Source organism: Cupriavidus sp. 05N40, from assembly GCF_056397305.1.
Genome location: NZ_JBFTND010000226.1, coordinates 1 through 11403, shown reverse-complemented (window position 1 = coordinate 11403; position 11403 = coordinate 1). Strand labels below are relative to the sequence as shown.

Sequence of the window (11403 nt, the reverse complement as noted above, 5' to 3'; positions counted from 1 at the left end):
GAATACGGGCTCGATATGGTCGAAATCACGCTCTTCCTGCATGCGCTGCATCAGGACGCTGCCGACCATTCCTCGCCAACCGACGAGACCTACAATCATGACTTACCTCGGATGTGATTTGAACTTCCCCGCGCTTTCCTCGCCCGACGTGACTGCGCGGGGAAGACGAGCAGGCACGACGAACGATCTAGCCGATCGTTTTGGTAATGGTTTTAATCGTCGTTGCGGTAAGCGGGTGGCCGTGCGAACCCAGGCCGGCCGGGCTGCGGGTAGCAGTCAGGAGGGCGCTGGCAGTCGAGGGGGACTGGAAGATTCGGACCATCGACAAAGTCTACACGATTTTGCGGCAGTGCCACACGCGGGAAATCGGGGACAAATTAAAGAAAACCAGAAGAAAAGGCGCCACATGGGACGCCTTTTCAACTTACTGCCTTGATCCTTGGCGCACGCCGCTTACAGGGCCGCCAGGACGGCGTCGCCCATCTCGCGCGTGCCGACCTGCTTGCAGCCCGGCGTCAGGATGTCGCCGGTGCGGTAGCCCTGGGCCAGCACCGTCTTGACCGCGTTCTCGATGCGGTCGGCCTGCCCGGCGCGGCCCAGCGAGTAGCGCAGCATCATCGCCGCCGACAGGATGGTGGCCAGCGGGTTGGCCACGCCCTTGCCGGCGATGTCCGGCGCCGAGCCGTGCGACGGCTCGTACAGGCCCTTGTTGTTGGCGTCCAGCGAAGCCGACGGCAGCATGCCGATCGAGCCGGTCAGCATGGCTGCCTCGTCCGACAGGATGTCGCCGAACATATTGCCGGTGACGATCACGTCGAAGCTCTTGGGCGCCTTGACCAGCTGCATGGCCGCGTTGTCCACGTACATGTGCGACAGCTCGACTTCGGGGTATTCCTTGTGCACTTCGATCACGATGTCCTTCCAGAACTGGAAGGTCTCGAGCACGTTGGCCTTGTCCACGCTGCACAGCTTCTTGCCGCGCTTGGCCGCGGCCTGGAAGGCCACGTGCGCGATGCGGCGGATTTCCGGCTCGCTGTAGCGCATGGTGTCGAAGCCTTCGCGCGCGCCCTGGAAAGGACCGTCCGGTGCTTCGCGCATGCCGCGCGGCTGACCGAAGTAGATGTCGCCGTTGAGCTCGCGCACGATCAGGATGTCCAGGCCGGCCACCAGCTCGGGCTTCAGGCTCGAAGCGCCCGTCAGCTCCGGATAGCAGATCGCCGGGCGGAAGTTGGCGAACAGCTGCAGGTGCTTGCGCAGGCCGAGGATGGCCTGCTCGGGACGCAGCGGGCGGTCGAGCTTGTCGTATTTCCAGTCGCCCACGGCGCCGAACAGGATGGCGTCGGCTTCCTTGGCCAGCTTGAGCGTGGCGTCGGGCAGCGGATGGCCGCTGGCCTCGTAGCCGGCGCCGCCCACCGGGGCGGTTTCCAGCTCGAACTTCTCGTCGAGCGCGTTCAGGACCTTGACGGCCTCCGCGATGATCTCGGGACCGATGCCGTCACCCGGCAGGACTGCGATTTTCATGCTGTGTCTTCCTTGTATTGTCTTCGGCGATCTGCGGCGGCTCAGCCGACCACGCGGTTGTTCAGCCACGGCATCTTCGTCACGCGCTCCGCCTCGTATGCCTTGATCTTGTCGGCATGGCGCAGCGTCAGGCCGATGTCGTCGAAGCCGTTGAGCATGCAGTACTTGCGGAACGGCGCGATGTCGAACGCATAGGCATCGCCGCCCGGCGTGAGCACCACCTGCTTGTCCAGGTCGATGGTCAGCTTGTAGCCGTTGAACGCGTTGGTCTCGTTGAACAGGTGGTCGACCTGCAACTCGGTCAGCGCCACCGGCAGCAGGCCGTTCTTGTAGCAGTTGTTGAAGAAGATGTCGGCAAAGCTCGGCGCGATCACGGCGCGGAAGCCGTATTGCGTGAGTGCCCACGGCGCGTGCTCGCGCGRGCTGCCGCAGCCGAAGTTGCGGCGCGCCAGCAGGATCGACGCGCCCTGGTAGCGCGGCTGGTTCAGCACGAAGTCCGGGTTGAGCGGACGGCGGCTGTTGTCCTGGCCGGGCTCGCCCACGTCCTTGTAGCGCCATTCGTCGAACAGGTTCGGGCCGAAGCCGGTGCGCTTGATCGACTTGAGGAATTGCTTCGGGATGATGGCGTCGGTGTCGACGTTCTCGCGGTCCAGGGGCACCGTGAGCCCGCTGTGTACAGTGAACTTGTCCATGGTCGGTTCCTTACTTGCGGGCCGCGTTCTCGAGCGAACGGCCCACAGCCTGCGTGTCCTTGCCAACGCCGGCCATGGTGTGGCAGCCGGCGAGTTGCAGCATGCCGAAGCATGCGAGGACGATCAGGGCGTGTTTCATGATGGGACTGCGCGTATTGTTGCCTTGGGCCGGCGGTTCAGCCGAGCTGGCGGATGTCCACGAAATGGCCCTCGATGGCGGCCGCGGCAGCCATCGCCGGGCTCACCAGGTGCGTGCGTCCGCCCGCGCCCTGCCGGCCTTCGAAGTTGCGGTTCGAGGTCGATGCGCAGCGCTCGCCCGGATCGAGGCGGTCGGCGTTCATGGCCAGGCACATGGAGCAGCCCGGTTCGCGCCATTCGAAACCGGCGGCCTTGAAGACCTTGTCCAGCCCTTCGCGCTCGGCCTGCTCCTTGACCAGCCCGGAGCCCGGCACCACCATCGCCAGCTTGACGTTGCCGGCCACGCGGCGGCCCAGCTTCTGCACGACCCACGCCGCGGCGCGCATGTCCTCGATGCGGCTGTTGGTGCAGGAACCGATGAAGACCTTGTCGATCTTGATGCTGTCGACCGGCACATTGGGCTGCAGCCCCATGTACTCGAGCGCGCGCTCCATGGCGTTGCGCTTGTTCGGGTCCTTCTCCTTCTCGGGATCCGGCACGCGGTCTTCGATGCTGACCACCATCTCGGGCGAAGTGCCCCAGGTCACTTGCGGGCGGACGTCTTCCGCGCGCAGTTCCACCACCTGGTCGAAATGCGCGCCTGCGTCGGAATGCAGCGTGCGCCAGTAGGCCACTGCATGGTCCCATTCCACGCCCTGCGGCGAGAAGGGGCGGCCCTTGACGTAGTCGAGCGTGATGTCGTCCACGGCCACCAGGCCGGCGCGGGCACCAGCTTCGATGGCCATGTTGCACACCGTCATGCGCCCTTCCATGGTCAGCTCGCGGATGGCCGAACCGGCGAACTCGATGGTGTAGCCGGTGCCGCCGGCGGTGCCGATCTTGCCGATGATGGCCAGCACGATGTCCTTGGCGGTGCAGCCGCGCGGCAGCTTGCCTTCCACGCGCACCAGCATGTTCTTGGCCTTCTTGCCCAGCAGCGTCTGCGTGGCCAGCACGTGCTCCACTTCGGAGGTGCCGATGCCGTGCGCCAGCGCGCCGAACGCGCCATGCGTGCTGGTATGCGAGTCGCCGCACACCACCGTCATGCCCGGCAGCGTGGCGCCCTGCTCCGGCCCGATCACGTGCACGATGCCCTGGCGCAGGTCGTTCATCTTGAACTGGGTGATGCCGTACGCATCGCAATTGGCGTCCAGCGTGTCCACCTGCAGCTTCGAGACCGGGTCGGCAATGCCCTGGGTGCGGTCGGTGGTCGGCACATTGTGGTCCGACACGGCCAGGTTGGCGCTGATGCGCCAGACCGGACGCTGCGCGATCTTCAGGCCTTCGAATGCCTGCGGGCTGGTGACTTCGTGCAGCAGATGACGATCGATATACAGCATCGTCGTGCCGTCGTCCTCGACGTGCACGGTGTGGTCATCCCAAAGTTTGTCGTAAAGCGTCTTGGCCATGATGCAGGAGGGCGGGCCGGGACCGTTCGGTACTGCACGGTTGGCGGCGTCGCGCGGTAGTTTGCGGGGAGGTTTTGTCGCGGCAAATGCGTGCAGGAAATGCAGCTTGCAGCGATGCTTGACATCACAATCGATTATGCCACAGCGATACCGCGCGGCCGGGCCCCGCCCGGGCGGATCGGGCCTGTCGATGTAATGTGATTGGCGAAAGGGGGATTTCGCCGATGGCGAAAAGGGGCTGGCGCCCTCCCCCGCCGTGGGGAAGAGCGCCAGAGGTCAGCCGCCCAGGTAGGCGCTCTTGATGCGGTCGTTGGCCAGCAGGTTGGCGCCCGTATCGGCCAGCACCACGCGCCCCGTTTCCAGCACATAGCCGCGGTCGGCCACGCCCAGCGCCTTGTTGGCGTTCTGCTCGACCAGGAACACCGTGACGCCCTCCGCGCGGATGGTGCGGATGATGTCGAAGATCTGCGCGATCACCAGCGGCGCCAGGCCGAGCGTGGGCTCGTCGAGCAGCAGCAGGCGCGGCCGGCTCATCAGCGCGCGGCCAATCGCCAGCATCTGCTGCTCGCCGCCGGACATGGTGCCGGCGCGCTGGCCCGAGCGCTGCTTGAGGCGCGGGAACAGCGTGTAGACATGCTCGATGCCCGCCTCGACCTCGTCGCGCTTGCCGAAGAAGCCGCCCATCTTGAGGTTCTCCAGCACGGTCAGGCTGGGAAACACGCGCCGCCCTTCCGGCGAGATCGCCATGCCGAGCCGCATGATCTCGTGGGTGGGCATGCGCGTGATGTCCTGCCCTTCGAACAGCACGCGCCCGCTCGAGGCGCGCGGCGAGCCGCACACCGTCATCATCAGGGTGGTCTTGCCGGCGCCGTTGCTGCCGATCAGCGTGACGATCTCGCCCTTGTTCACTTCGATCGATACGCCGGACAGCGCCTCGATGGCGCCGTAGTGGGTATGGACCTGTTCCAGCTTCAGCATTTAGTCCTCTCCCAGGTAGGCCTTGATCACGCGCGGGTCGTTGCGCACTTCCGCCGGCTTGCCGATCACGATCGGGCGGCCGTGCTCCATCACCAGGATGCGGTCGGACACGCCCATCACCAGGCTCATGTCGTGCTCGATCAGCAGCACCGAGATGTTGAACTCGCGGCGCAGCTGGTCGATCAGCCGCGACAGCTCGACCTTCTCCTGCGGGTTGAGGCCGGCGGCCGGCTCGTCGAGCATCAGCAGGCGCGGGTTGGTGATCATGCAGCGCGCGATCTCGAGCCGCCGCTGGTGGCCGTAGGACAGCGTGCCCGCCTCGCGGTTGGCGACATGGCGCAGGCCCATGCGCTCGAGCCACACCGCGGCACGCTCGAGCGCCTCGCGCTCGGCACGGCGGTAGGCCGGCGTGGCGAACAGGCCGCGCAGCAGCCCGGCGCGCACCTGCAGGTGCTGCGCCACCAGCAGGTTCTCGACCACCGTGAGCTGCTTGAACAGCCGGATGTTCTGGAAGGTGCGCACCAGGCCGCGGCGCGCCACCTGGTGGCTCGGCAGGCGGGCGATTGAATGCCCGTCCAGCGTGACCTCGCCCGCGGTGGGCTTGTAGAAGCCGCCCACGCAGTTGAACACCGTGGTCTTGCCGGCGCCGTTCGGTCCGATGATGGCGAACACCTCGTCGCGGCGCACGTCGAAATCGATGCCGTCGACGGCGAGCAGGCCGCCGAAGCGCATCTGCAGGCCGGAGACCTTCAGCAGTTCCGGTTGCGCCTGTTGTACTTGCTGTGCCTGGCTCATTGCGGCAACTCCACATGGGGGCGGCTCGCGGGCAGCAGGCCCTGCGGACGCCACATCATCATCAGCACCATCACCAGGCCGAAGATCAGCATGCGGTATTCGGCGAAGCCGCGCGCCACCTCGGGCAGCGCGGTCAGCAGGATGGCGGCCAGGATCACGCCCAGCTGCGAACCCATGCCGCCCAGCACCACCACCGCCAGGATCAGCGCGGACTCGATGAAGGTGAACGACTCGGGATTGACCAGGCCCTGGCGCGCCGCGAAGAAGGCGCCGCCCAGCCCGGCGAAGGCCGCGCCCAGCGTGAACGCCGACAGCTTGATGCGGGTCGGGTTCAGGCCCAGCGAGCGGCAGGCGATCTCGTCCTCGCGCAGCGCTTCCCACGCGCGCCCCATCGGCATGCGGATCAGCCGGCTCGTCACGAACAGCGTGAACGCCACCAGCAGCAGCGCGAGCAGGTAGAGGAAGATCACCATGTGCTCGCCGCTGTATTCCCACCCGAGCAGCTCATGGAACGTCTTCACGCCCTCCACGCTGGCGCTGCGCGCCATCTCGATGCCGAACACGCTCGGCTTCGGAATGCCCGAGACGCCGTCCGGGCCGCCGGTGAGGCTGGTCAGGTTGTTGAGCAGCAGGCGGATGATCTCGCCGAAGCCCAGCGTGACGATGGCCAGGTAGTCGCCGCGYAGGCGCAGCACCGGGAAGCCCAGCAGGAAACCGAAGGTCGCCGACATGCCGGCCGCGATCGGCAGGCACTCCCAGAACGTCAGGCCGAAATACTGGTTGAGCAGCGCATAGGTGTAGCCGCCCACCGCGTAGAAGCCCACGTAGCCCAGGTCGAGCAGCCCGGCGTAGCCCACCACGATATTCAGCCCGAGGCCGAGGATCACGTAGATCAGCGCCAGCGTGGCCACGTCCACCGCGCCGCGCGAGCCGAAGAACGGAAACACCAGCCCGACGGCCAGCAGCAGCCAGATCGCCTTGCGCTGCTGCCCGGCGCCCAGCGCTGGCACACTCGGCAGCTTGATGCCGGCGCCGGCGCGCTGGAACAGCGGCTTGAACAGCTGGAACAGGAATACCGCGCCGACCGCCAGCCAGACCGGCTGCCAGTGCGGCTCGAACACCACCTTGTAGCCTTCGAGCTTGAGCTGCAGCCCGAGTATCGGCACCGTGAGGATGGCGGTCATGACGGCCGCGGTGATGGCGTTCTTGAGGGATTGCCCCATGGATGCATCGTTTCTCATCTCGCGCTCCTCAGACTTTTTCCACGTCCGGCTTGCCTAGCAGGCCGGTCGGGCGGAACAGCAGGATCAGCACCAGCAGGCCGAAGGCAACGACGTCCTTGTACTCGGCCGGCATGTAGCCCGTGGCGAAGGTCTCGGCCAGGCCCAGCAGCACGCCGCCCAGCATGGCGCCGGGAATGCTGCCGATGCCGCCCAGCACCGCCGCGGTGAAGGCCTTGATGCCCGCCACGAAGCCGATGAAGGGATTGAGCTTGCCAATGCTCAGGCCGATCAGCACGCCGCCCACCGCCGCCAGCATCGCGCCGAGCACGAAGGTGAAGGAGATCACGCGGTTGGTGTCGATGCCAAGCAGGTTGGCCATGCGCATGTCCTCGGCGCAGGCGCGGCAGGCGCGGCCCATGCGCGAGTGGCCGATGAACAGCGTCAGCGCGATCATCAGCACCAGCGTCACGCCCACGATCAGCAGGCGCGAATACGGCACGGTCACGGTGAAGTCGCTGCCCATCTGGAACTCGATGGCGCCGGAGATCAGCACGGGCACGGAGACGTCGCGCGCGCCCTGCCCGATCTGCACGTAGTTCTGCAGGAAGATGGACATGCCGATGGCGGAGATCAGCGGCACCAGCCGTGGCCCGCCACGCAAGGGCCGGTAGGCCACCCGCTCGACGGCGAAGCCGTACAGGCCGGTGACCAGCACCGATACCAGCAAGGCGGCGCCCAGCACCAGCGGCAGCGGATAGCCCGCCTGCGCGCCGATCGCGGTGAGCGTCACCAGGCCCACATAGGCACCGATCATGTAGATCTCGCCGTGGGCAAAATTGATCATGCCGATGATGCCGTAGACCATGGTGTAGCCGATGGCGATCAGCGCATAGATCGCACCCAGCGTCAGGCCGTTGACCAGCTGCTGGGTGAACTGTGGAAGGAACTCGTTCATGCGGGAAGCCCCATAACTTTGAAACCGGAAATGCCCCGCCGCGCCGCGGTCATGCCGTGGAGCGCGGGCCGGCCGGGCCGGCAGCCCGATACCAAAACGCCCCGCCGGTGTTCCGGGCGGGGCGCGCGAAGCCGGAGTGCGGCTTAGTTGGCAGCAGTCTTGGTGGCGTCCTTGTGCCAGGTGAAGACGACGAACTTGAACGACTTCAGATCACCCTGGGCGTCGTACTCGACCTTGCCGATCGGGGTCTGGAAAGCGTTCTTGTGCATATAGGCGGCAACCTTGGTCGGGTCCGTGCTCTTGGCGCCGGCAATGGCGTCGCCGATGATCTGGACCGCGGCGTACGCCGGCATCTGGAACGGGCCGTTGGCGTCGCGCTTCTTGTCGGCGAACGCCTTGACCAGCGCGGCATTGGCCGGGTCGGCGGAGAAATCGGCCGGCAGCGTGACCAGCATGCCTTCCGACGACGGGCCGGCGATGGCCGTCACGTCCTTGTTGCCCACGCCTTCGGGACCCATGAACGTCGCCTTGACGCCCTGCTCGCGCGCCTGGCGCAGCAGCAAGCCCATTTCGGGGTGGTAGCCGCCGAAGTAGACGAAGTCCACGCCCTGCGACTTCAGCTTGGTGATCACGGCGGAGTAGTCGGAGTCGCCGGCGTTGATGCCTTCGAACACGGCCACCGGGATCTTGGCGGCTTCCAGGTCCTTCTTCACCGACGAGGCGATGCCCTGGCCGTACGACTGCTTGTCGTGCAGGATCGCGACCTTCTTGGGCTTGACCTTGCCGATGATGTACTGGGCGGCGGCCGGGCCTTGCTGATCGTCGCGGCCGATGGTGCGGAAGATGAACTTGCGCTTCTTGTTCTCGGTGAGCTGCGGCGCGGTCGCCGACGGCGTCACCATCACGATGCCTTCGTTCTCGTAGATGTCCGAGGCCGGGATGGTGGAGCCCGAGCACACGTGGCCGATCACGTACTTGATCTTCTGGCTCACGATCTTGTTGGCGACGGCAACGGCCTGCTTCGGTTCGCAGGCGTCGTCCATCAGCACCACTTCGAACTTGTTGCCGCCGGCGCCGCCGGCCGCGTTGATCTGTTCGATGGCGGTCAGCGCACCAGCCTTGACCATGTCGCCGTACTGGGCAACCGAGCCGCTCATGGGGCCGGCGATGGCGATCTTGATGGTTTCCGCGTTGGCGGCGGCGCCGAAGGCCACCAGTGCGGTGGCCAGGGAGATGGACGTAAGACGGGACAGCGTCATCAGGAGCTCCTCGATTATTTATTGGTCATGGGCTTGAGGCGACATGACCTGCGCAATCGAACAACACCCGCGAGCTACTACCGAGAAGACGCCCGAGACGCGGAAGACGGGCCGACGAAGACAAGAGAAAGCGTGTGCGGGGCCCGGCATGTGTCAGCCCCCCGCAGTGGCGGAGGGCCTTGGTTCGGAAGACAACGTTGATGCGTTCTCTATTGCGCAGGTGATTCGCCTGCCCCGCTCGCCGCGACGCAGTCCGGAAGGGTGGCCCGGCTGCCGTCGGCAAAGCAGCCCGCATTACAGGGTCAAACCTCCTGCCTGACGCCAAATTCGCACAATTAATGCGGATCATATTGGCATAACCACAGCACAAATCATCGGAAATTGCCGACTTCGCCACCTTTCCGGCAATAATCCTCCCGCAACGCACAAGCCGACCTCGGCCTTGAATGACAAACGCCCCGGCAAGCCGGGGCGTCTGGTATTGCTGCGCTGCCACAGGCGGCCGCACGGCCGCCCGGGACGAAGATCAGCGCTTGCCGATATCCGGCACGTCGCGGCTGGCCGCACCGTTGAACAGCTGGCGCGGACGGCCGATCTTGTACTCCGGATCGGTGATCATCTCTTCCCACTGCGAGATCCAGCCCGGGGTGCGGGCCAGCGCGAAGATGCAGGTGAACAGCGAGGTCGGGATGCCCAGCGCGCGCTGCACGATACCCGAGTAGAAATCGACGTTCGGGTACAGCTTGCGGCTGACGAAGTACTCGTCTTCCAGCGCGATCTTTTCCAGCTCCATCGCCAGCTTGAACAGCGGGTCGTTGTGCAGGCCCAGTTCGTTCAGCACTTCGTGGCAGGTTTCGCGCATCAGCTTGGCGCGCGGGTCGTAGTTCTTGTACACGCGGTGGCCAAAGCCCATCAGGCGCACGCCCGAGTTCTTGTCCTTGACCTGCTTGATGAACTCGGTGATGTTCTCGACGCCGCCGATTTCCTCGAGCATCTTCAGCGCTGCCTCGTTGGCACCGCCGTGAGCCGGGCCCCACAGGCAGGCCACGCCGGCGGCGATGGCGGCGAACGGGTTGGTGCCCGACGAGCCGGCCAGGCGCACGGTCGAGGTCGAAGCGTTCTGCTCGTGGTCCGCGTGCAGGATGAAGATGCGGTCCAGGGCGCGCTCGAGCACCGGGTTCACGGTGTACGGTGCGCACGGGGTGCTGAACATCATGCGCATGAAGTTGCCCGAGTAGGACAGGTCGTTCTGCGGATAGACGTACGGCTGGCCGATGTTGTACTTGTAGGCCATGGCGACCAGGGTCGGCATCTTGGCGATCAGGCGGATCGCCGAGATTTCGCGCTGGTGCGGATCGTCGATGTCCATGGCGTCGTGGTAGAACGCGCTCATGGCGCCCACCAGCCCGGTCAGCACGGCCATCGGGTGCGCGTCGCGGCGGAAGCCGCGCAGGAAGAACTGCATCTGCTCGTGAACCATGGTGTGGTTCATCACGGCGCCGACGAATTCTTCCTTCTGCTTGGCGTTGGGCAGTTCGCCCTTGAGCAGCAGGTAGCAGGTTTCCAGGTGATCGCACTTGGTGGCCAGCTGCTCGATCGGGTAGCCGCGGTACAGCAGCTCGCCCTTGTCGCCGTCGATATAGGTGATCTTCGAATTGCAAGAAGCCGTCGACATGAAACCGGGGTCGTAGGTGAACTTACCGGTTTGACCGTACAGCTTGCGAATATCGATCACGTCCGGGCCTACGGTACCGGTGTAAATCGGCAGCTCAACGCTGGGGGTACCATCGGAAAACGATAGCGTGGCTTTCACATCGGACGGTGTCATGTCGGTTCCTTCAAATGCTTGACTAATAATGTTGACGATACTCAGACCGAACGCAGCATGGAGATGACGCGCTGCATCGGGGGCGTGTCGAGCTCACCGTCCAGCTCCTTGCGGGCAAGCAGCAGGTCCATCAACTCGTTGTCGCTCAGCTCGAACAGCTCAGAGAGCGCGGCCACGTCCTGGTCGGAGAGGCTTTCTTCGTAACGGTTGAAAAAACGTTCGACGATGATGTCGTTCTCCAGGAGGCCGCGCCGCGCGCGCCAGCGCAGTCGCGCACGCCGGTGCGGATCGGCCTGGTGGGAGAAACTGGGGGAAACACTTTCGGTCATAGGTCCCTACTTCCGGCGCGCCGGTCCGGACTGCATATTGATAGCCCGGACTGACGCGCCGCTTACAACCACCGCGCGGTCAGACCGAGCGGCGAACCATCAGCTCCTTGATCTTGCCGATGGCCTTGGTCGGATTCAGCCCCTTCGGGCAGACGTCGACGCAGTTCATGATGCTGTGGCAACGGAACAGGCGGTACGGGTCGTTCAGGTCGTCCAGGCGCTGGCTGGTGGCCTGGT

At 65.3% G+C, this 11403-nt stretch carries 12 protein-coding genes and 1 pseudogene; all 13 read right to left on the bottom strand.

Going from position 1 to position 11403, the window contains the following annotated elements; translation table 11 throughout:
• On the bottom strand, positions 1 to 99 hold a 99-nt coding region (locus AC1DO7_RS34850), incomplete at its 3' end, for a hypothetical protein (protein ID WP_477117152.1).
• Between the two features lie 354 nt (positions 100 to 453).
• Positions 454 to 1521, bottom strand: coding sequence for a 3-isopropylmalate dehydrogenase (gene leuB / locus AC1DO7_RS34845; RefSeq protein WP_441619310.1), 1068 nt, complete (start codon positions 1519 to 1521; stop codon positions 454 to 456).
• A 41-nt stretch (positions 1522 to 1562) separates the two neighbouring features.
• Positions 1563 to 2213 carry a 3-isopropylmalate dehydratase small subunit gene (leuD, locus tag AC1DO7_RS34840; protein WP_477117151.1) on the bottom strand — a complete coding sequence of 217 codons (651 nt, stop codon included), beginning with the start codon at positions 2211 to 2213 and terminating at the stop codon, positions 1563 to 1565.
• A 10-nt stretch (positions 2214 to 2223) separates the two neighbouring features.
• Positions 2224 to 2352 (bottom strand): entericidin A/B family lipoprotein, encoded by a 129-nt coding sequence (locus AC1DO7_RS34835; protein ID WP_441619307.1) that lies wholly within the window; start codon positions 2350 to 2352, stop codon positions 2224 to 2226.
• Positions 2353 to 2389: 37 nt separating this feature from the next.
• Entirely contained in the window at positions 2390 to 3799 is a 1410-nt protein-coding gene (leuC, locus tag AC1DO7_RS34830; protein WP_441650416.1) for a 3-isopropylmalate dehydratase large subunit, read from the bottom strand.
• A 276-nt stretch (positions 3800 to 4075) separates the two neighbouring features.
• Positions 4076 to 4777 (bottom strand): ABC transporter ATP-binding protein, encoded by a 702-nt coding sequence (locus tag AC1DO7_RS34825; RefSeq protein WP_441643647.1) that lies wholly within the window; start codon positions 4775 to 4777, stop codon positions 4076 to 4078.
• Entirely contained in the window at positions 4778 to 5572 is a 795-nt protein-coding gene (gene livG, locus AC1DO7_RS34820; RefSeq protein ID WP_441619301.1) for a high-affinity branched-chain amino acid ABC transporter ATP-binding protein LivG, read from the bottom strand.
• Positions 5569 to 6813 (bottom strand): high-affinity branched-chain amino acid ABC transporter permease LivM, encoded by a 1245-nt coding sequence (locus AC1DO7_RS34815; protein WP_441619299.1) that lies wholly within the window; start codon positions 6811 to 6813, stop codon positions 5569 to 5571. The genes livG and AC1DO7_RS34815 overlap by 4 nt, the downstream gene beginning before the upstream one ends.
• A 10-nt stretch (positions 6814 to 6823) precedes the next feature.
• Positions 6824 to 7750, bottom strand: a complete 927-nt coding sequence (livH, locus tag AC1DO7_RS34810) for a high-affinity branched-chain amino acid ABC transporter permease LivH (protein ID WP_441619297.1) — start codon at positions 7748 to 7750, stop codon at positions 6824 to 6826.
• A gap of 143 nt (positions 7751 to 7893) precedes the next feature.
• Positions 7894 to 9009, bottom strand: coding sequence for a branched-chain amino acid ABC transporter substrate-binding protein (locus tag AC1DO7_RS34805; RefSeq protein ID WP_441619295.1), 1116 nt, complete (start codon positions 9007 to 9009; stop codon positions 7894 to 7896).
• 526 nt (positions 9010 to 9535) lie between these two features.
• A complete protein-coding gene (gene gltA, locus AC1DO7_RS34800) occupies positions 9536 to 10837 on the bottom strand; it encodes a citrate synthase (protein WP_441619293.1) in 1302 nt (433 codons plus the stop codon).
• A gap of 41 nt (positions 10838 to 10878) precedes the next feature.
• Positions 10879 to 11166, bottom strand: a complete 288-nt coding sequence (locus AC1DO7_RS34795) for an FAD assembly factor SdhE (protein ID WP_441619291.1) — start codon at positions 11164 to 11166, stop codon at positions 10879 to 10881.
• 79 nt (positions 11167 to 11245) lie between these two features.
• Positions 11246 to 11403, bottom strand: a pseudogene (sdhB, locus tag AC1DO7_RS34790) (succinate dehydrogenase iron-sulfur subunit); the annotation flags it as partial.